A 21389-nucleotide genomic window follows, 5' to 3' on the forward strand; every position below is an offset into this window, starting at 1 on the left:
GAGAAGTTTCACAATAAGACACTCGAATTGACGAACGAAAAAAAAAAGAGTAGCATGGCGATGTAGCGAGGTGAAGAACGTGAATCCAATGGTAGAATTTTGTGTCAGTAATTTAGCGAATGGTTCGCAAAAGACGTTTGAACAATTAGAACGTGACCCGAATCTAGACGTTCTGGAATACGGTTGTTTAAGTTATTGTACAAAATGTGCTGAGTCTTTTTTCGCAGTTGTGAATGGTGATGTCGTAGAAGCTGATTCGCCAGATGAACTAACGAAGAAGATTTATGAATATATAGATGAAAATCCACTATTTTAACTCCTAGGAGCTGCGATGATGCAGCTCCTTTTTATATACACTCCACTAAAGTTCCAAAAGTTACTGTTGGTCGTACTGATTTCAGCAACGCTTCTTCTGTAGAAGTCACGCCCGTATTCACATGAATGGTATCAATTCCAAAATTTATTCCTGCCATGATATCGGTATCATAATTGTCTCCAATCATCACCATATCTTCTTTTTCATAATGATGTTCAAGCTGAATCATTTCAAGCATATGCCCTTGTGGCTTTCCAATAAATATTGGCTCAATACCTGTGGAATTTTGTATGAGTGCAGTAAACGCTCCATTTCCAGGCATTAAGCCTCTTTCATTAGGAAAAGCGCGATCACTATTAGTTGAAATAAACGTTGCACCTTGTCTGATGTCCAAACAAGCCTGTGCCAGTTTTTCGTATGTTATTTCCCGGTCAATGCCCATCACAAAAATTTCTTTTGAAGAAGTAACAATGTTTACGCCATTTTCGAGCAGTGCATCGTGAAGACCTCTTTCCCCGATCATAGACACGTCTTTGCCAGGGTAATGATAAGCAATGTACTTCGCAGCTGCCATAGCCGAAGTCATAATATGACTGCGCTTTGCTTCTATCCCAAAGCCCGAAAGCTTCGAAAGCACTTGATCAGGTGTCTGTGATGCATTATTGGTCACAAAAAACGGTTCTTTTTCTTGTTGTTGCAAGTGGTGAACAAATTGTACCGTCTCGTTAATCGGTTCTTTTCCACGATAGACTGTTCCATCCAGGTCGATGCAATAACATTTATATGTTTTCATGCTGGATCCTCAGGTAAAAATGCTGAAACCGGCCCAAGTTCATGGGTTAAATAATGCTCGATGCTTAAAGGAAATTGTCTTAACGCTTGCAAATTTGTTTGCAAAATGGTTTGTACTTTCTCGTGATCAACTTTCATAAAATCTCTCACCAACATTTTACGAAGTTCAATCACTTCTTTCAGTGGAGCGTCCATCTCAACAGAAATAACTTTTTCGTCAGTCAATATGTCAATGATGTCTTCATAGCTACCAGGGTCTCTCATGATGAACCCGTCTATCATTGAGTTCCCTACGTCAATCATGGACTCAATGATATTTTGAGCAATTCGTTCCAACGCCAGTTTTTCGAATTCATTCATAGTAGAATTTGCAAATGTCTCAAGCATTTCTAAAAGTGATGTCATATACGTTAATGTCATATTTATTTTTTTGCGGTCTACGAAATACATAAGGTTTCCTCACTTTATATGTTCTCTTGGTTGATTGTCTTTTCCATCCTATAGTACCATAATTGCTAGGAGTGGAAGGAGAACTGCCCTATGGAACGATTTTATTTATATGATGATGTCGAAGATACAAAAACTCGTTTTGTCAGCTTTACCGGAGAATCCCAAAGATATGATTTGGCGATCTTACAAAGTAGCCGTTTTTTCGGTAAAGTACTTGTAATGGATATTCAATATAATCGGTTTGCTATATTGGGTTCTGATGATTTAGAAGAAGAAGGTTATTTGGAGCATGTTTATAACCGGAATGAAGAAGAAGCCGCAGAATTACGCGATTATTTACAGGAATTATTAGGATAAGAAAAAACCTCGATTAGGATGATTGAACATCCGAATCGAGGTTTTCTTCTTGTAGTGTTTCTTCTTTCACAACTTCTTCTATCATAGCTGGAACTACCACCGGTTTAGCCGGTCCGGTTTTTTTCAAAATAAAGTAGGCACAGCCGAAATTACAGTATTCATACAAGTAGTCCTGCAATGTACTGACTTTCGTATCATAGGTTGCTTTCTGATTTTTATCATCAAAGAAACCTTTCAGGCGTAGTTGTCCATATCCCCAGTCACCCAAAATGTAATCATATTTATTTAAAATCTCACTATAGCGATCTTGAAAAGCCTCTTCTTTAAATGCTTCTCGATAATCTATCAGAATCTCATAGTCCCATCGATCGATTGTAATCATCAATTCACGCTCCATCAACTTGTTGTGAGAGCTAATTGCTCGTCACCAAGACGCTGTTTTTCTTTTGCTGCTGCATTTACCTGTTCATCCGCATGGTAACTACTGCGAACCAATGGTCCCGCTTCACAGTGTGAAAATCCTTTAGACATGGCAATTTTACGTAGTTCGCCGAATTCAATCGGTGAATAATATTTTTGAACTGCAATATGCTTTTTAGATGGCTGCAGGTACTGGCCAATGGTCATAATATCCACTTTATTTGCACGCAAATCATCCATTACTTCAATAATCTCTTCTTTTGTTTCCCCTAGTCCAACCATTAAAGAAGATTTTGTTGGAATATCAGGTTGCATTTCTTTTGAACGTCGTAAAAACTCCAAAGAACGATCGTATTTTGCACGCGCACGAACTCTCGGTGTTAAACGACGAACTGTTTCTATATTATGGTTTAAAATATCTGGTTTTGCATCCATTAGCATTTGTAGGTTTTCTTCAATTCCACCCATGTCTGACGGCAAAACTTCAATTGTGGTGAATGGATTTTTACGACGAATTGCACGCACAGTTTCTGCGAATACAGCAGCCCCGCCATCTTTTAAATCGTCACGCGCTACAGCAGTTACCACTACATGTTTTAAATTCATCATGACCACTGAGTCTGCTACTCGTTCTGGCTCCGCTAAATCAAGTTCATTCGGTAAGCCTGTTTTGACTGCACAGAAACGACACGCACGTGTACAAATTGCACCTAAAATCATAAATGTGGCTGTACGTCTTGTTCCCCAGCATTCGTGAATATTTGGGCATTTGGCTTCTTCACATACAGTATGTAAATTGTTTTCACGCATCATTTTTTTTAGGCCTTTATAATTGTCATTCGTATTTAATTTAATTTTTAACCAGGCAGGTTTTCGGATATATGTTTCTTTTGTCGTCATGATTTTTAACCCCATTCTTTTCAGACTATGTAGGCAAGTTACTCACTGTTGTCAATGTACCATATTCCATCACGTCCCACAACCTTCGCTGGAATCAATAAAATAAAGCGCCTCGGTGTAAGAGGCGCTCTTTCTTATGCTTTTTGTTTAGCTTTTGAACTAGCATGCATCATACTTGCTATTAGGTCGCCAATTCTAGTCTCTTTGCACCAGTTCATTCAGGTGGTGGTGTAGTTGAGACTGGTGGGGGCTGTAATGGTACTTCTACTGAAGGTTGGGTATTTCCTTCACCTTTTGTATAGATTTGAGGTACTTGACCTCTGATGATTCCCAATGCAACCGGGATTTTTCGTTTGATTGTCGTTGTTTTGGTTGCCAGTGGCACGATGACTTGTACATTAACCTCTATGATAATGCTCACATCTACCATTGCATTGTTAATGCCAAACTCAGTGATTTCGTATATTACGTCTGATTGCACATTGCCGATCACATGGAATCTTATCGGAATTTTTGGTCCCAGATTACCAAGAAGCGGGATATTCGTTGCTTGACCAAGTGGTACATAAAACACAATTCCCCCGTTATCTTCCATTGCCTGTGGATCATACTCGATGTCATCTAAATAAGGTAAATTATCCAAGTTCCCTTCTTCAGCCTGCTCCAAGTGGGTTTGCACCAATTGGCTAGTTTCTGCCTGTACCCGATTGATGATATCCGTCTTGAATTTCGTCGTTACCATATTGGGTTGGTCTGTAGGTAATTCTTCAATTATATCATTTACATCCATCACATCAGCGGTGCGTGAGTTGATTGCTTTACTTACGACAAGTGAAGCAATCTTATTGGATTGAACTTCTGCATATTGTAAGTAAATTGGCGTCAGCCGAACGTTGACGAGATAAAACATTAAAGCAACGGAGATTACGACAATAACAAATAATATGGGTACAATATTTTTGCCCTTCCAGTAAACTGATCTTTTTGGTACTTTACGTAATCGCACATGAAAAGCCTCCTAGGTCATGTTACGACCAGGAAGCCTCAATTATTCCTATAATTGTTCTTTTGACCGTATGCAATCAGAACATCCCGAATGAATTCCGGCATAAAGTAAGTCTTTGGCAGTACTTTAAAAGCAGGAAAGAAATAACCAAAAGTGAACATATCTAGAGTCGCTAATCGGACTTTATCTGTAGGGTTTATGTAACGACCTTGCACAATCAAGGTTTCATCAACTACTTTAAATTGATGAGTGATCATTTTCCCCATCACAACACCACGGAAACCCAGTCCTTTTATTTCAAGATTTGGCCAGCTTTCATTCAACGATAATTTAAATATATCTTTTAATTCTTCTCCTGTGAGTTCAATGACACATGGGTTGATTGGATGAGGCATCATTTGGTGAATATCAAAATGCGTAACATTACCTTTATGTAAATCCGTCAAGAATAAACCTGCATTGAAAAGAGCACACTCGGTGTTGCAAAATGCAGTTAATGCGTCTCCAAAATAAGATGACAAAGTGGAGTCCTTAAACCATTCTTTTTGAAGATGTTCTGATTGGGTAAATGCAGGAACAAATAAGAGATCTTTACCCTTTTTGACTAAATCGTTTAGAAATTCCTCTTCATCTGGACTCTCTTTCAACTCATTCGTATCATACAAAAGTGCATGTCTCTCTACTATTTCTTTCTTCTCTAAATCAAAGCTCAGCGTTACATGCCCAACGTAAAAACCGAATTTACCGGCTGCAGCTAATAGAGATCGATTGACCAGCTTTCCTTCATGCAAAATGTGGTGGGTATGTGCTCCGAAAATCACATCTATTTCAGGAAATTGATCAGCCATCTCTTCATCTGCCTGAATGCCCAAATGAGACATGCAAATGATGATATCGGTTTTGCCTTTTAATTGTTGAATATGTGCTTTTAAAGCTATAAATGCATCTGTCACTTGCCATCCAAGTTGTTTATAAATATGCGTGTACTCAGCTGTAAGGGCAGTTACACCGATTTTTGTTCCATGGATAGTTGTAAGAATCGTAGTAGGTTGTAACCAGGTTGGTACTTCTCCATTTTGATTAAGCAAGTTTCCTACTACTACTTGAAATTGTGCATCTTGATAAAGATTTTCCAATTCATCGTAAGCCAATGTAATGCCTTCATTGTTACCAATGGTGGCCACGTCATAAAAAGCCTTATTCAAAAGATCAACATTACCTTTTCCAAGTGTTCCTTCAGTAAAAATATGTGAACGGTCAATATGATCTCCAATATCTAACGTGAAACTTGATTCGCCTTCTTCAAGATGCCATTTTTTTCGTGTGGTCACGAGTTCATGAATACGTGGCCAATGTTGAAAGTGACTGTGCAAATCATTGGTATGATAAAAATGAATGGTTTCAATCATTTGACCAACTCCTTATCCCATGAGTCCCGCAGCTATCGAACGAACGCCGAGTAGTAATAGAATTATACGCAAAGCAAATACCAATGTTTCCGATTGAATACGTTGATTTAAGTGTGCACCTATTTTGGCTCCAATATAAGCAGCCGGAACGACAGGAATTGTATATAACCACGGTACATTCCCTAGAGATATATGGCTAGCTGAGTTCACCAATGCAGATAAAAACACCATGAACATGGAAGTCCCGACCGCAACGTGTGGTGGAAATAAAAATAGCAAAATCATGGCTGGTACAATAATGGACCCTCCACCAATACCAAATAAACCAGAAGCGAAGCCCACTCCGAAAGTCAGCAACAAGGCGAACCATACTGGATATCCGAACACGTAATTTTGCCCCTGTTCATCAGTAAATGCCCTTTGCTTACCATGTTTGACAAACCACTCAACAGGTTTCAAGTATTTCCGAACCATTAATAACGTCGATAAGATAATCATTAAAATACCAAAATATAAATTAAATGAAGGTAAATCCAATCCTTTGTTCACCCACGCGCCTAAAATTGTACCAGGAATACTTCCAGCAAAAAAGATCAGACCACTGCGGTAATCAACTGTTTTGGCTTTCATGTATGTCAAAGTAGAGGCTAGTCCAGTAAAAATCATCATAAAGACAGATAGCCCCACGACATTCTGAGGTGTGATTCCAGGAATTAATCCAAGGGAGCCTCCTAAAAAAAGAGTTGCGGGAACAAGAATGATGCCTCCTCCAAGTCCAACCAAAGCACCTACGATCCCGGATAACAATCCCACAAACACCAATAATACATATTCCATTACCATTCTCCTTCAAACATCTCTAGTTGCTTCGGTGCCAGCCCTTCATATTGAAGATCGAGCATTTGCATAAATTGCTTGGCATTCTTAGCTGCATGCCCACCCGAGTTATTGTTGAATAACACAGTCACTTGTCTAGACTGCTTGTCCAATGATCGAACGACATTCGCTAATTGCAACATCTCCACTTTGTTGTAATCGTATAGATACCGAACTTCCCTCCACTTTTGGTCGTTTCCAGGATTCCGCCATCCATGAACATTGCGGCCATGGAGTCGTAGCAATACTTGGTCCTTTGAAGTTGCTATCGGGACAAGTGGAATACTTCCTTCACCCGCTTGAGGTTCGTCACATACCGAATGAATCCAATGATATTTCCTTAAGTGGTCGAGTGTCTTTTCCCTAAACTCAGGATAATACCATGACTGGTGTCGGAATTCGAGAGCCAGTGGATACCCTTTGAGTTGTTCTTTCACTTCCTGTATGTAGTCAACATGTTTCTTTTGACAATCAAACCATGGTGGGAATTGTACGAGTACCATGCTTAATTTATTGGCTTCCACCAATGGACCAAGCGACTCTTTGTATAACGAGAACATCTCGTCGGTTGTTGCAAAAGGTGATTCCCCACGTTGATGACCGGTAATCCCTTGATAGGCCTTTACGATAAATTGGAACGTTTCAGGAGTTTCTCGAATCCACTTCCGCATATTACGTTCAGGTTGAATCGCATAAAAAGCTGCATCCATCTCAACCACAGGGAAATGTGCACTGTAATCGACTAGTTTTTCGCTACTTTTTGAATCTTTGCTGTAAAGGTCCGGATGGTCACCCCATCCCGTAAGTCCGACGTGAATCATCTCCATCACCCCTTCATTTGTTCATTATCATACCATAATTTCTAATGACAACAGGACAAAACAACCTCTGTGGATTTCCAGCGAAGTATGGCGTTTAATGGTCTTGTTTTCGCTGCGCTCTTGTTTGGAAAGTAGACACCGTTTCAATGGCTAGTACACTTGGACAATGAGACGTAGTTTATGCCTCGCTAGGGTTTGTGAAAAATTTAACGCTCATTTCGCGTGGTTTATCGCTCATATCGAGGATTTATCGCTCATATAGAACATTTTATCGCTCAAACACGTCTCAGCTCCAAGTTAACTTGCAGAAACTAAGTAGCATTCTTCTCTCACAGAAATGAGCCTGGAGCGATTGAGTGGAATGGCTCCCATTCAGGTTTTAGATTGAATGGTCTTATTTTCGCTGCGCTCCTGTTGGAATGCAGACACCTTCTCGTTGGCTAGTACACTAGCAGTAAATGCTCCTGCGGTTACTCGTCGCAGTGATTGCTCCATATCTTACAATACGAAGAAATAGAAATATTTTATGGTATTGCCGAGACGAGACACACGCCAAAAGATGCTTTTACAACGTCAACGTCAATTTTTCCTACGTCAAGGCCGATAATTCCTACGTCAACTCCAATTTTTCCTACGTCAACCTCGATAATTACAACCAAGAGTCAGAATAGTATTCTCAGCTCCGGCCAACAACTCAAAAACCGTTCAATATTGATTATAAAACAAAGAAAACCTCGCCCAAAAGGCGAGGTTCGTAAAATTATTGGTTTAGCCGATTGAGCCTTCCATTTCGAACTTAATCAAACGGTTCATCTCAACTGCGTATTCCATTGGTAATTCTTTTGTAAAGGGCTCGATGAAGCCCATAACGATCATTTCAGTTGCTTCTTCCTGTGAAATACCGCGGCTCATCAAGTAGAACAATTGCTCTTCAGATACTTTAGAAACTTTTGCTTCATGCTCCAAAGAAACATTGTCGTTCAAGATTTCATTGTATGGAATCGTATCCGAAGTCGACAGGTTATCCATGATCAATGTATCACACTCGATATTTGAACGGGCACCTGAAGCTTTAGGACCGAAACGAACGACACCACGGTAAGTCACTTTTCCGCCTTGCTTCGAAATTGATTTAGAAATAATTGTCGAAGATGTGTTCGGAGCCAAGTGAATCATTTTCGCGCCTGCATCCTGATGTTGACCCTTACCTGCTAAAGCAATCGATAATGTCATACCACGTGATCCTTCACCTTTTAAGATGACGGCGGGATATTTCATTGTCAATTTAGAACCGATATTTCCGTCAATCCATTCCATCGTAGCGTTCGCTTCACAAACGGCACGTTTCGTTACTAGGTTATAAACATTGTTCGCCCAGTTTTGGATTGTTGTGTAGCGGCAATATGCATCTTTTTTGATAATAATTTCAACAACCGCACTATGAAGTGAATTCGTCGTGTAAACCGGTGCTGTACATCCTTCTACATAATGAACATGTGCGCCTTCATCTACGATGATCAGCGTACGTTCGAATTGCCCCATGTTTTCTGAGTTAATTCGGAAGTAGGCTTGCAATGGAGTATCCACTTTAATACCAGGTGGCACATAGATAAACGATCCGCCTGACCATACAGCTGAATTCAATGCTGCGAACTTGTTATCAGAGTTTGGAATAACTGTACCCCAGTGTTTTTTGAACAGTTCTTCGTTTTCACGTAGAGCTGAACCAGTATCTTTAAAGACGATCCCCATGTCTTCTAATTCTTTTTTCATGTTGTGGTAAACTACCTCAGATTCATACTGAGCAGATACACCAGCCAAGTACTTTTGCTCAGCTTCAGGAATACCAAGTTTATCAAACGTACGTTTAATTTCTTCTGGTACTTCATCCCATGAAGTTTGAGTTGCTTCCGATGGTTTTACGTAATACGTTATTTCATCGAAGTTCAGGGAAGCTAGATCTCCACCCCATTGTGGCATTGGTTTTGAGTAGAACAGTTCCAACGATTTCAGACGGTAGTCTAACATCCATTGGGGTTCTTCTTTCATATTTGAAATTGTTTCAACGATTTCACGTGTCAGTCCACGTTTTGAACGGAAAATAGATACGTCTTTGTCGTGGAAACCATATTTGTAATCGCCGATTTCAGGCATTTTTTTAGCCATAATCTTTCCTCCGTTCTGTTACGAATGTGATTCGTTTTCTACACCTTTTTCCATGGCTTTCCAAGCAAGGGTTGCACATTTAATACGCGCAGGAAACTTGGCTACACCGGAAAGTGCTTCGATATCACCTAAGTCAATAGAGTCATCATATTCTTTTCCAAGCATCATATCCGAGAAAATTGTGGATAGTTTTAAAGCATCATCCACTTGCTTCCCTTTTACAGCTTGGGTCATCATGGATGCTGATGCCATGGAAATGGAACATCCTTCCCCATCAAACTTTGCATCTTGCACAACACCATCAGCAACTTGCAATGTCAAATGAATGCGGTCCCCACAAGTAGGGTTATTCATATCGATTGTCACGCTGTCTTCAAGTGACCCTTTATTGCGAGGTTTCTTGTAATGATCCATAATCACAGTTCTATAAAGTTGATCTAAATTATTAAAAGACATCGTTAAAATACTCCTTTGCCGTGTTAAGTCCAGCCACTAGTCGGTCAATATCCTCTTCCGAATTGTAAACATAGAAACTTGCACGTGCAGTCGCAGTTACTTGCAACCATTTCATTAATGGTTGTGCACAATGATGTCCGGCACGTACAGCAATTCCACTCATATCGAGAGCAGTTGCAACATCGTGTGGATGCACATCATCTAAATTGAAAGTCACAAGTCCTGCTCTTTTTCCAGGATCTTTCGGACCGTACATCGTCAACCCATTGATTGTTGACATGCGTTCCATCGCATAAGCAGCTAATTCGTGCTCATGCTTTTCGATCTCATCGAGCCCGATTTCTTCCAAGAAATCGATGGCAGCCGCTAAACCAACTGCCCCTGCAATAATCGGCGTGCCCCCTTCAAACTTCCAAGGGAGTTCTTTCCACGTTGAATCATACAATCCAACGAAATCAATCATCTCGCCACCGAATTCAATCGGCTCCATTTGCTCAAGCAATTCTTTCTTGCCATAAAGAACACCAATCCCTGTAGGACCGCACATTTTATGACCAGAAAAAGCAAAGAAATCACAGTCCAGATCTTGCACATCGATACGCATATGAGGTGCAGCTTGTGCACCATCTACCACCATAATGGCACCATTTTCATGCGCAATTTGTGTAATTTCTTTAATTGGATTCATTGTGCCAAGAACATTTGAAACATACATGATTGAGACAATTTTTGTACGAGGCGTCACGGTTGCGCGAACTTTTTCCAAAGACAAAGTACCGTCTTCTTCTAAATCCACGTATTTTAATACCGCGCCTTTTTGCTTCGCCAATTGTTGCCAGGGAATGATATTTGAATGATGTTCCATGTAGGTGATGACGATTTCATCGCCTTCCTCCACATTTGCACCACCGTAGCTTTGTGCCACCGTATTAATTGCCGTTGTCGTACCGCGCATAAAAATGATTTCCTGAGTAGACTTTGCTGAAATGAAGTTACGGACTTTTTCACGTGCCCCTTCATAACTTTCAGTTGCTCGGTTACCAAGTGTATGAACACCGCGGTGAACATTGGAATTATCGAACTCGTAATATTTTTTTAAGGCTTCAATGACTTGAACGGGTTTTTGAGATGTTGCCGCACTATCTAGATAGACAAGCGGGTTGCCGTTCACTTCTTGATTCAATATGGGAAAATAGCTTCGAATGTCTTTACTGATCATTAGCGCACTTTCCTTTCAATTACCTCCGTCAGTTGCTTTTTAACGCCTTCAATTGGCAATACATTTACAACTGGCGCAAGGAAACCATGAATAACTAATCGTTCTGCATCTTGCTTGGAAATTCCGCGACTCATTAAATAATAAAGTTGAAGTGGATCTACACGACCAACAGAAGCAGCATGTCCTGCTGTAACATCATCTTCATCAATTAAAAGAATTGGATTAGCGTCCCCACGTGCTTTTTCATTCAACATCAATACACGAGATTCCTGGACAGCATTTGATTTAGTTGCACCATGTTCGATTTTACCAATTCCGTTGAAGATAGAAGAAGCTTCATCTTTCATGACACCATGTTTCAAAATGTATCCTTCGGAATGTTTACCCCAGTGAATGATTTTAGTCGTGAAGTTTTGCTTTTGATTCCCACGTCCGACGACTACCATTTTCGTATCTCCATAAGAAGCGTCACCCACCAAGTGTGTAACGTTTTCTGAAATTGTATCGCCATCATTCATTAAACCTAGAGCCCATTCAATTCGCGCATTGCGATTAGCGATCCCGCGACGGTTAACATATGTTGTACCGCCTTTTGCAAGAACATCAACAGCTCCGTAAGTAATACGGGCATTGTCTTCAGCGAACACTTCAGAAACAATGTTTACAAGACCAGCTGATTCGGGAACAGTTGAAAGGTAGTTTTCTACATAAGTAACTGAGCTATTCGCATCCGCCACAACAATTGTGTGGTTGAATAGAGAAGCTTGTGCATCATCATGCAGGAACACAACTTGAAGTGGTTCAGCTAACTCAACATTTTTCGGTACATAAACAAACACGCCACCATTTAACAAAGCTGCATGTAAGCTGGCAAGCTTATGCTCGTCCGATTTCACACCGTTTGTCATGAAGTACTTTTGTACAAGGTCGCTATGTTCACGAACAGCAGTGAATATATCTGTAAAAATGACACCTTGTGCTTTTAGCTCCTCAGAAATCTGTAAAAAAGCCGGTGTATTATTTCGTTGAATATAGACGCTTTTTTGTTCATCATTAACGATGGCTTTCACTTCTTCAGGTAATTCAGCGATTGAAGCAAAAGGTGCGCTTTTAACTGAATGAACTGGGAAGTTGGTGAAATTCCATTTATCAATTTTCGTTTTATCTGGTGTTGGCATTGGCAAATTTTCTGCCGCTAGTAAAGCTTGTACACGATATTCAGCAAACCAAGAAGGTTCTTGCTTAGCCGATGAATAGGAGCGTACATCTTGTTCGGTTAATGCCAATTTTGTTTCAACCGTCATGTGTATGTCTCCTCCTTACGCTTCTTGACCTACAGTTTCGTCTTCAATTCCTAATTCTTCTTTAATCCAATCGTAACCTTGTGCTTCCAGTTTATGAGCAAGTTCCGGTCCACCGGATTTCACAACACGACCTTGCATCATTACGTGAACATGATCAGGCGTGATGTAGTTAAGTAATCGCTGATAGTGAGTGATAATCAAACAACCGAAGCCTTCACCGCGCATTTGATTGATTCCTTTTGAAACGACTTTAAGTGCATCAATATCAAGACCAGAGTCAATCTCGTCAAGAATCGCAAATTTTGGTTGAAGCATCATTAATTGCAGAATTTCGTTACGTTTTTTCTCACCACCAGAGAAACCTTCGTTTAAGTAGCGTTGAGCCATGTCTTGGTCCATTTCAAGATATTCCATTTTGGAATCAAGTTCACGGATGAATTTCATGATGGAAATTTCATCGCCTTCTTCTCGACGAGAGTTAATAGCAGAGCGTAAGAAGTCAGCATTTGTAACACCCGTGATTTCACTTGGGTATTGCATAGCTAGGAAAAGACCTGCTTGTGCACGCTCATCAACTTCCATTTCCAGTACATCTTCACCGTCTAAAGTGACTGAACCAGATGTTACTTCATATTTAGGGTGACCCATGATTGCTGAGGCTAATGTTGATTTACCAGTACCATTTGGTCCCATAATTGCGTGAATTTCGTTTGTATTAAGTGTAAGGTTCAATCCTTTAAGAATCTCCTTACCATCAATGGCAACGTGAAGATCTTGAATAACTAAAGTCGACATTTTGTAACCTCCATATTATAAATGAACGGAAAATCCCATTCTTAATTTATTATCATTCTAATCTTAACCGAATTATCAAGCCCTTGCAAATCTTTTAGAACCCCTATTAAATATATGAAAATCGTTTAGACAATTGAAATTCACTAATATCAGCAGGTGTTATCAATGGCGTTCATATCAATTTTCCCATTTTCAATAAAGCACTTCTAATTGAGAATTGATTTCACTAAGAAACGACAAAAAAAGTCAATGAACCGTGGCTCACTGACTTTCATTATTAATTGTTATACTTCTCTATGGGCTTGTCGCTCTAATCGAGCAGCTACTTTGTGGCCAATTTCATGATCTCGCTCACGTTGCATTTCGATTTTAATTCGTAAATCGGAGTTATTTTGGTAATCAACCAGTCCAACACCATGTGCGCTTCTAAATGCTTGGTCCATACGTTCTGTGTAGGTAAAATCTAGCGATTGGATAATGAATCATTCCTTTCAAATTTTCAACCTACTTAATGCAAGTTGTTATCCTTCACAATTATATATATACCCCAATAAAACGAGGTTAAACAAAAAAAGTTCGACCGAATGAACGGACGAACTTTTTTGTCTTACTTCTTATAAAGAAACTTCATTTAAAATGCTTGAACCAACCAAACCGATTTCTTCGAGTACCGCATTTAACTCTGTGTCAGCTTCTTGGAATTTCACATTTGCTTCATCCAACTTAACATCGCCTTCAGAAACTAAAGCTTGTGATTTCATTGTGTAAGCTTCATGCATTTTAGTAAGTGCACTTTCGATTGCTTCTTGATGTTTTGTCAAAGCTTTAGGAACTTCCATTGCTTCTACTTTTGCTGCCGCATTGTCTGCAGAGACTTTTGCAGCATCTTTCATTGTTTTCAGTTCGGCACCTTCAGGAAGTGCAGCTTCGCCTTGAGCAATTTCAAACGTGTTTAGGTCAGCATCAACCTCATTAATTGATTGGGAAATTGATAAGTAAAACTTCATCATGTCTGCAGCTGGGTTTGCTTTTTCTTCAGTCTTTGCTGCACCTGCACCATTTGTTGTTGTTTCAGGCGTTTCTTCTTTCTCAGAAGTACATGCCGCTAGAACGATGGTAAGTGAAGCTACTAATAGTAATAATTTTTTCATGAGTAAATCTCCTTTAAATGTGGTCAATTCGCTTTGCTATCCTACCATAACAAAAGTCCCACTGTAAAGGTTTTACAAAATAGTCGAAACTCATTGAATATTATGATTCCAAAGAGTCGCGGTTACTCGTTTTTTCACGTGCGAAGCGATTTACGATTAATGCCAATGCTCGATCGCCCGTTACATTTATTGCCGTTCCAAAACTATCCTGCGATAAGTAAAGAGCAATCATTAATGCAATCATCGTTTCGTTGAATCCTAACATCGAACTTAATAAGCCTATTGCAGCCATGACAGCTCTCATTCAAAACAGACGGTTTTTTTGTTTAAAGCTTGCTAGGTATGAAGGAGATTTAATCGGAATAGTCATTGATTTATTCAGCATGAACAAGTACTTATCTGTTTTCACCTACAAATCCACTTAAGACAATGTAATTTCTATAAAGAAAAAACTCCAAAAATAGACGCCGGTTTCCCGACGTCTTTACTGCTAACTATTTTTCAACAGGAACGACCGAGCCGCCCCATTCATCCATAATAAAATCTTGAATTTCTTTCGATTTCAACACTTCAACTAAAGCTTTAATTTCTTTCTTGTCTTCATCGCCAGTTTTAACTGCAATGATGTTTACATAAGGTGAATCTGTATTTTCAATTGCAATTGAATCTTCCAAAGGATTCAAACCGGCATCAATTGCATAGTTAGAATTGATCAACACTGCGTCGCCTTCTTCATTTTCATACAGCTTAACAAGAAGTGCTGCTTCATATTCCGCATCGAATTGAAGGTCTTTAGGATTTTCAACAATGTCTTTTACTTCGGCAGTTGTTTTATCAATGCCTTCTTTTAATTTAATTAAGCCTTCAGCTTCCAACATGGAAAGAACTCGACCATGGTCAGCAACAGAATTACTGATTAAAATTGTTGCACCTTTAGGTAGATCATCTAATGATTTGTATTTTTTCGAGTATACGCCTATTGGCTCGATATGAATACCGCCTGCATTGACGAAATCATATCCATTATCCGCAATTTGTGACTCCAAGTAAGGAATGTGCTGGAAGTAGTTTGCATCCAGATCCCCAGCATCTAAATCTTTATTCGGCAAAATGTAATCCTGGTAAGTTTCGATTTTAAGTTCGATTCCTTTTTTCTCAAGCAACGGTTTTGCTTGTTCTAGGATTTCTGCATGAGGTACGTTAGAAGCCCCAACAACTAGCTCTTTGCTGTCTCCTGAAGACGAATTATCTCCACCGCAAGCTGCAAGTGTAATGACACTTGCCGATAATAAAATTCCTGCTACAAATTTCTTCATGAATGTCTCTCCCTTTTTGTTGTGTATTTTATCGAGTATAAACCCGACGAAACCAAATTAACGTTTATCTGCTTTTGTTGTAATCGCATCTCCCACCCATTGGATGACGAAGACAATGAGTAAAATTAGAATCGTGGAGACAATTGTTACATCTTCACGACTTCGTTGGAAGCCATCTAGGAACGCTAAGTTACCAAGACCACCGGCTCCGATTATGCCGGCCATTGCCGTATAACCAACCAGTGCGATAGCAGTAACGGTAAGCCCTGAGATTAATGCCGGTAAAGACTCTGGAAGCAGCACCTTCCATATAATAGTAGAAGTTTTCGCTCCCATCGAGCGAGCTGCTTCTATTACCCCTTTATCGATTTCACGTAATGCAATCAGTACCATGCGTGCATAGAATGGTGCTGCACCGATAATTAGTGCAGGTAATGCAGCGTTTGCCCCACGAATCGTATCGAGTAAAAATTTAGTGAACGGAATCAATAAAATAATTAAAATGATAAACGGAATCGATCGGAAAATATTTACGAATGCCCCTGTTAACCAGTAGACTATTTTGTTTGCCCATAATTGATGAGGGCTAGTAAGAAATAGTAGTATTCCTAGTGCCAAACCGATAATGAAAGTCAGACCGGTAGCCATTGCTGTCATATATAAAGTTTCAAGTGTGGCTTCCCACATTTTTTCCCAGTCCACATTCGGTAGAAGGTTTTCAATCATGTGAAATCACCTCCGTTTGAACTTCTTGACCGTGTAAATAATCGATTGCTTGATCGATTGCGATTGAATTTCCATCGATTTGAAGATACAACGTTCCATAAGCTCCATTTTGAGTTTGTGCAATATTTCCTTGAACAATGTTTACTTCTACTTGGTATTGTTTAATTAATCTTGAAAGAATTGGTTGTTCCGTTCTGTCTCCGACAAAAACTAATTTCACAAGTTTGCCTGAAGGATATTGCTCGACTAAATGTGCAATTGTTTGACTTGCGGATTCCGGACCATTTACTTGTGCAACAAAGCGTTTTGTAATCGGTTGTTCAGGTGCTTGGAATATTTGAAGTACACTTCCCATTTCAACTACTTTTCCAGCTTCCATAACTGCAACCCGATGACAAATTTTACGGATGACATGCATCTCATGCGTGATCAGAACAATCGTCAATCCTAATCGTTTATTGATATCTACTAACAGCTCCAAAATGGCATCTGTAGTTTCTGGGTCAAGCGCTGAAGTCGCTTCATCACATAACAGTACTTCGGGATTGTTTGCAAGGGCACGTGCAATTCCTACCCGTTGCTTTTGACCGCCGGATAACTGCGAAGGGTATGCTTTCTCCCTACCTGTCAATCCAACAAGTTCGATTAATTCTTTCACTCGTTCTGAACGTTTTGTTTTGCTGATCCCGGCAATTTCAAGCGGGAACGAGATATTCTCTTCAACTGTACGGGACCATAGTAAATTGAAATGTTGGAAAATCATACTTACTTTTTGTCTTGCGCTACGAAGAGCCTGTCCTGAACTGGATGAAATTTCTTGTCCATTCACAGTGACGCTACCAGCAGTAGGTTTTTCCAAGCCATTTAACAATCGAATCAATGTACTTTTTCCGGCTCCACTGTATCCAATAATGCCAAAGATCTCACCTGTATCAACGGTTAGATTCACGTTATCAACTGCAATGAGCTGGCCATTAGCTGTATCAAACCTTTTTGATAAATTTTGTAATTGAATCATGTTCACTTCACCTCTGAGTATCTGATAAATAGTTTATCGTACAATTGTGCTGGCCGCAGATGCATTTTGTCTTTTCACATTCAATCACATCATTGTTAAGATGCCCTTGTGAAAAATAAAAATCCCTTCCGCAGACAAGCAGAAGGGACCAATGCATAATTATATACGTCAGACCGTTCTCTCATCTTTCAAAGCAAAAATACTTTGAGTGATTTGGCACCATTTCACAAATTGTGACGGTTGCCGGGTTTCATAGGGCACTTCCCTCCACCTCTCTTTATAAGAGCGACGATATTAAGTTTTAAGTTTTTATTACGAAAGCTAATGTATCATGTTCAAAAGTCTACGTCAAATATTTTTTCTTAATCGATTATACAGATGTGGAACTGACTGAAATGCGTAGATTTTTTCAATAATTTTGCCGTTTTCAGCAATAAGTAAGCACGGAACGCTTTCGATTTGATGATCAATTGCCAAGCTTTCCACATAATTTAAATTGGCTTTTCCAATTTCCACCTCAGGTAACAGTTCTTCAACAACTTCAAGCATTTTTGAAGCAACCATACAAGTGCCGCACATCGGTGCATATAAATAATAAGCTGTCACCTCTGCGTTTTGGGACTGATTCTCCCACTCCGCACGTGTCCATTCTTTCATGGTATTCATCCTTTAGGCAATAAATTCCGATTTCACATCGATATTGGCGCCGAGTAATACAGTTGCAAGAACTTTCATCGGGGTTGTTGCAACTTCGCGATAGGCTGGTTCAGTATATAAATGAAGGGCTTCAGGAAATTCACGTTTAATGAGCGCACGTAATTTTTCTCCCGATTTATCAGCATCGACAAATACATAGATCTCCAACTGATCGTAAGGTGCCAGTAACTCTTCCAGACGGGTAGCGCTTACCGTTCCGTTTGTACAGACGATTTCAATAGGCTCTGCTATAAGCCGCAGTATTCTCTGTTTGTCTGAACGTCCTTCTACAAGTATGACTTTATCAATTGGCATGGGATCACTCCTGGCTGTACTGACTTAAAAGGTTATTTAAAAATTATTATTAAAAGTAAAGTTCATCATGTTTCAACTCTTCCCCTATGACAACTAATACCATACTTTTAATATTCCTTTTTAAACTCGCAGTTATTATCGACATATGCAAAAAACGCCGAACAAATGTCGGCGTTCAACTAACGATTTTACTCTTGAGTCATTTCTTCGTACTGCTCAGCAGTCATTAATGAGTCCACTTCAGACAAGTCTGTAGGTTCGACAACGATCATCCATGCATTTTCATATGGAGATTCATTTACGAATTCAGGGCTGTCTTCCAAGCCACTGTTCACTTCAACTACTTTACCACTGATTGGTGCGTAAAGTTCAGAAACTGTTTTAACAGATTCAACACTTCCAAAAGGTTCATTTGTTTTGATTTCGTCGCCTACTTGTGGAAGTTCAACGAATACAATATCACCAAGCTCAGATTGAGCGAAATGTGTGATGCCGATACGCGCTTTTCCGTCTTCAACTTTAACCCATTCGTGTTCTTCAGAGTAGCGTAATTCTTTTGGTGTGCTCATTAATACCCCTCCAAATATGTAATACATTCAACTTCAGTTTGACATAATCTTTCCTTAAAAACAAGAACAGATAATCAGCTTTTCCAATTCTCAGTAAAATCCAATTCTTTAAAACCGACGGTAGCTTTCACACCGTCTGTCACAAGAGGTCTTTTTATAAGCATACCGTCTGAAGCAAGCAGCTCAAACTGTTCATCCTCGGTCATTGAAGGGATCTTATCTTTCAAGCCGAGCTCCCTGTATTTCATGCCACTAGTGTTATAGAACTTTTTCAGTGGCATTCCACTGGTCTCAACAATTTTTTTCAGTTCTTCTTTCGAAGGAGGTGTTTCTACAATATGTACATCATGATAAGAAACATCCTCAGCATCCAGCCAGGCTTTTGCCTTTTTACATGTACCACAATTCGGATATCCATAATACGTAATAGCCATCATTTTGCCTCCATCGATTCATTTTAACCAGTCTAACAAAAAACAAATCCGAACGCCTCATCAGAAGCGTCCGGATTTGTTGTATTACACTACGTATTTTTCTGCATCGATCAATTTAACCGATGCTTCACGTTTTTTGGCAATGACATTGTAAGGAGTTGAGCGAGTCAATTTACGCAGTGCAGAAAGCATCATGCGTAAGCTATCGCCTTCAACTGCAGCAATCAACGTTTCTTTTGCATCTTTTTCGATACATTCAAAGGCTTCCTGGCAGAAGATTTGTGTGTAAAGAAGTTTTTGGTTCGCTTTTTCAGCACCATCGCGCTGAATTGCTTTCTCTGTACGTAGAACAGCTGATTCCATTGCAAATAGATTGTTCACGATGTCCGCAATGTTTGCCAATACTTCTTGTTCTGATTCCAGTTTTGTGCCATAACGTTGAGCAGCTAATCCCGCAGCAAGCAAGCCGATTTTTTTCGCGTTTTGTACAAGTACTTTTTCTTGAGCTAATGGCGTATCCTCAATTTCTTCAGGCATCATCATTAAAAGTTCTTCCTGAAGTGCTTGTGCTTTTTGAAGAAGTGGAAGCTCGCCTTTCATTGCTTTACGCAAGAACGTGCCTGGTACTAGCAAACGGTTAATTTCATTCGTTCCTTCGAAGATACGGTTGATGCGGGAGTCCCGATAGATGCGCTCTACTTCGTACTCTTGCATGAAGCCATATCCACCATGTAACTGAACTGCTTCATCCGCGATATAATCCAACACTTCTGTACCAAACACCTTATTGATTGAACATTCAATTGCATATTCAGCAATAGAAGCAGCAATTGCTTTGCCATCTTTTTGCTCGTCAGCACTCAATTGACTCATGCGGTCTTCGAAGTAACCTACCGTACGATAAATTAAACTTTCTGAAGCATACAGACGTGAAGCCATCGTTGATAGTTTTTCTTTTGTTAAATTGAAAGAAGAGATTGGTGTCTTAAATTGTTGACGTTGGTTCGTGTAAGCAACTGCCAATTCAAAAGCACGTTTGGATGCGCCTACGGTACCTACGCCCAATTTGTAACGGCCAATATTCAAGATGTTGAAAGCAATAACGTGTCCACGTCCAACTTCACCAAGTAAGTTTTCAACTGGTACTTGAGCGTCCTGTAAAATTAATGTACGAGTGGATGAAGATTTAATCCCCATCTTTTTCTCTTCCGCACCAACGGAAACCCCAGAGAATTCACGTTCTACGATGAAAGCAGAGAATTGTTCTCCATCAATTTTTGCATATACAACAAATACATCCGCGAAACCAGCATTCGTAATCCATTGTTTCTCTCCATTTAATACATAATGCGTTCCTTCTGCATTTAACTTAGCCGAAGTTTTAGCACCTAAAGCATCCGAACCTGAGCCTGGCTCAGTTAATGCATAGGCAGCAATCAGTTCGCCCGTTGCAAGTTTAGGCAAATATTTTTGTTTTTGCTCTTCATTTCCGAATAACACGATTGGTAATGATCCAATCCCAACGTGAGCACCATGAGTGATAGAAAACCCACCTGCACGGGACATTTTCTCTGCAATCAATGCAGATGACACTTTATCCAATGCCAGACCGCCGTATTCTTCAGGCACGTCAGCACCAAGTAGACCTAAATCACCTGCTGATTTTAATAGTCTTACAGAATGCTCAAATTCATGATGTTCCAAGTTTTCAATCACTGGTACTACTTCATGTGTCACATAGTCTTCTGTTGTTTTAGCAATCATTTTATGTTCATCTGTAAAGTCTTCCGGCGTAAATACGCGATCAAGCTCTACATCTTCAACTAAAAAGCTTCCGCCTTTAATTGCATTAGCAATAGTATTCGTCATTTTATTTT

Annotated in this window: 24 protein-coding genes, 1 pseudogene and 1 riboswitch; of the genes and pseudogenes, 2 read left to right on the top strand and 23 right to left on the bottom strand. The window is 39.7% G+C overall.

The genetic code is table 11. The features are described 5' to 3' along the window. The first annotated feature begins 79 nt into the window (after positions 1–79). Positions 80–316: a YuzB family protein gene (locus ACQKEV_RS11685; protein WP_269926506.1), complete on the top strand. Its 237-nt coding sequence runs from the start codon at positions 80–82 to the stop codon at positions 314–316. Positions 317–347: 31 nt separating this feature from the next. Here the strand turns inward: ACQKEV_RS11685 and ACQKEV_RS11690 are convergent, their stop codons facing one another. Then, a complete protein-coding gene (locus ACQKEV_RS11690) occupies positions 348–1109 on the bottom strand; it encodes a TIGR01457 family HAD-type hydrolase (RefSeq protein WP_427446301.1) in 762 nt (253 codons plus the stop codon). After that, on the bottom strand, positions 1106–1558 hold the full coding sequence (hepT, locus tag ACQKEV_RS11695) for a type VII toxin-antitoxin system HepT family RNase toxin (RefSeq protein ID WP_427446302.1): 453 nt from the start codon (positions 1556–1558) through the stop codon (positions 1106–1108). The genes ACQKEV_RS11690 and hepT overlap by 4 nt, the downstream gene beginning before the upstream one ends. Before the next feature lie 90 nt (positions 1559–1648). Between hepT and ACQKEV_RS11700 the strand changes: the two genes are divergently transcribed. Continuing rightward, positions 1649–1915, top strand: a complete 267-nt coding sequence (locus ACQKEV_RS11700; RefSeq protein ID WP_427446303.1) for a DUF3055 domain-containing protein — start codon at positions 1649–1651, stop codon at positions 1913–1915. Between the two features lie 13 nt (positions 1916–1928). On the opposite strand, the gene ACQKEV_RS11705 is transcribed toward ACQKEV_RS11700, so the two are convergent. The 21 genes and pseudogenes from ACQKEV_RS11705 to ACQKEV_RS11805 form a co-directional block, all read right to left on the bottom strand. Further along, positions 1929–2297 carry a YutD family protein gene (locus tag ACQKEV_RS11705; protein WP_427446304.1) on the bottom strand — a complete coding sequence of 123 codons (369 nt, stop codon included), beginning with the start codon at positions 2295–2297 and terminating at the stop codon, positions 1929–1931. A gap of 14 nt (positions 2298–2311) precedes the next feature. Continuing rightward, positions 2312–3235: a lipoyl synthase gene (gene lipA, locus ACQKEV_RS11710; RefSeq protein WP_427446305.1), complete on the bottom strand. Its 924-nt coding sequence runs from the start codon at positions 3233–3235 to the stop codon at positions 2312–2314. Positions 3236–3449: 214 nt separating this feature from the next. After that, on the bottom strand, positions 3450–4241 hold the full coding sequence (gene yunB, locus ACQKEV_RS11715) for a sporulation protein YunB (protein WP_427446307.1): 792 nt from the start codon (positions 4239–4241) through the stop codon (positions 3450–3452). Between the two features lie 38 nt (positions 4242–4279). Continuing rightward, the gene (locus ACQKEV_RS11720; protein ID WP_427446308.1) at positions 4280–5650 is read right to left on the bottom strand and encodes a bifunctional metallophosphatase/5'-nucleotidase; all 1371 of its coding nucleotides are present in this window, start codon (positions 5648–5650) and stop codon (positions 4280–4282) included. A gap of 12 nt (positions 5651–5662) precedes the next feature. Further along, on the bottom strand, positions 5663–6487 hold the full coding sequence (locus tag ACQKEV_RS11725; RefSeq protein WP_427446309.1) for a sulfite exporter TauE/SafE family protein: 825 nt from the start codon (positions 6485–6487) through the stop codon (positions 5663–5665). Further along, entirely contained in the window at positions 6487–7347 is an 861-nt protein-coding gene (locus ACQKEV_RS11730; protein WP_427446311.1) for a DUF72 domain-containing protein, read from the bottom strand. The genes ACQKEV_RS11725 and ACQKEV_RS11730 overlap by 1 nt, the downstream gene beginning before the upstream one ends. Before the next feature lie 768 nt (positions 7348–8115). Continuing rightward, positions 8116–9513, bottom strand: a complete 1398-nt coding sequence (gene sufB / locus ACQKEV_RS11735) for a Fe-S cluster assembly protein SufB (RefSeq protein WP_427446314.1) — start codon at positions 9511–9513, stop codon at positions 8116–8118. Between the two features lie 18 nt (positions 9514–9531). Further along, positions 9532–9969 (bottom strand): Fe-S cluster assembly sulfur transfer protein SufU, encoded by a 438-nt coding sequence (sufU, locus tag ACQKEV_RS11740; RefSeq protein ID WP_427446315.1) that lies wholly within the window; start codon positions 9967–9969, stop codon positions 9532–9534. After that, positions 9959–11188 carry a cysteine desulfurase gene (locus ACQKEV_RS11745; protein ID WP_427446316.1) on the bottom strand — a complete coding sequence of 410 codons (1230 nt, stop codon included), beginning with the start codon at positions 11186–11188 and terminating at the stop codon, positions 9959–9961. The genes sufU and ACQKEV_RS11745 overlap by 11 nt, the downstream gene beginning before the upstream one ends. After that, positions 11188–12492: a Fe-S cluster assembly protein SufD gene (sufD, locus tag ACQKEV_RS11750; RefSeq protein WP_427446317.1), complete on the bottom strand. Its 1305-nt coding sequence runs from the start codon at positions 12490–12492 to the stop codon at positions 11188–11190. The genes ACQKEV_RS11745 and sufD overlap by 1 nt, the downstream gene beginning before the upstream one ends. Positions 12493–12507: 15 nt before the next feature. Continuing rightward, the gene (gene sufC, locus ACQKEV_RS11755; RefSeq protein ID WP_269926525.1) at positions 12508–13287 is read right to left on the bottom strand and encodes a Fe-S cluster assembly ATPase SufC; all 780 of its coding nucleotides are present in this window, start codon (positions 13285–13287) and stop codon (positions 12508–12510) included. 614 nt (positions 13288–13901) lie between these two features. After that, positions 13902–14438 carry a hypothetical protein gene (locus ACQKEV_RS11760; protein ID WP_427446319.1) on the bottom strand — a complete coding sequence of 179 codons (537 nt, stop codon included), beginning with the start codon at positions 14436–14438 and terminating at the stop codon, positions 13902–13904. Positions 14439–14538: 100 nt separating this feature from the next. Next, positions 14539–14736, bottom strand: a pseudogene (locus ACQKEV_RS11765) (cation:dicarboxylate symporter family transporter); the annotation flags it as partial. A 196-nt stretch (positions 14737–14932) separates the two neighbouring features. Further along, complete coding sequence (locus ACQKEV_RS11770; RefSeq protein WP_427446320.1) at positions 14933–15754, bottom strand: MetQ/NlpA family ABC transporter substrate-binding protein; 822 nt, start codon at positions 15752–15754, stop codon at positions 14933–14935. A 57-nt stretch (positions 15755–15811) separates the two neighbouring features. Continuing rightward, positions 15812–16480, bottom strand: coding sequence for a methionine ABC transporter permease (locus ACQKEV_RS11775; protein WP_427446321.1), 669 nt, complete (start codon positions 16478–16480; stop codon positions 15812–15814). Next, entirely contained in the window at positions 16473–17498 is a 1026-nt protein-coding gene (locus ACQKEV_RS11780; protein ID WP_427446322.1) for a methionine ABC transporter ATP-binding protein, read from the bottom strand. The genes ACQKEV_RS11775 and ACQKEV_RS11780 overlap by 8 nt, the downstream gene beginning before the upstream one ends. Before the next feature lie 178 nt (positions 17499–17676). Then, positions 17677–17784: riboswitch (SAM riboswitch) on the bottom strand. A 62-nt stretch (positions 17785–17846) separates the two neighbouring features. Continuing rightward, positions 17847–18155 (bottom strand): thioredoxin family protein, encoded by a 309-nt coding sequence (locus ACQKEV_RS11785; protein WP_427446323.1) that lies wholly within the window; start codon positions 18153–18155, stop codon positions 17847–17849. Between the two features lie 12 nt (positions 18156–18167). Continuing rightward, a complete protein-coding gene (locus tag ACQKEV_RS11790) occupies positions 18168–18509 on the bottom strand; it encodes a toprim domain-containing protein (protein WP_427446324.1) in 342 nt (113 codons plus the stop codon). A 188-nt stretch (positions 18510–18697) separates the two neighbouring features. Next, positions 18698–19078, bottom strand: coding sequence for a glycine cleavage system protein GcvH (gcvH, locus tag ACQKEV_RS11795; RefSeq protein WP_269926534.1), 381 nt, complete (start codon positions 19076–19078; stop codon positions 18698–18700). Between the two features lie 74 nt (positions 19079–19152). Beyond that, positions 19153–19512, bottom strand: a complete 360-nt coding sequence (locus ACQKEV_RS11800; protein WP_427446325.1) for an arsenate reductase family protein — start codon at positions 19510–19512, stop codon at positions 19153–19155. Positions 19513–19596: 84 nt separating this feature from the next. Then, a complete protein-coding gene (locus tag ACQKEV_RS11805; RefSeq protein WP_427446326.1) occupies positions 19597–21381 on the bottom strand; it encodes an acyl-CoA dehydrogenase family protein in 1785 nt (594 codons plus the stop codon). Positions 21382–21389: the final 8 nt, after the last annotated feature.

Origin of the sequence: Paenisporosarcina sp. NPDC076907, assembly GCF_050269735.1 — a bacterium.
In the GTDB taxonomy this organism is placed as follows: Bacteria; Bacillota; Bacilli; order Bacillales_A; family Planococcaceae; genus Paenisporosarcina.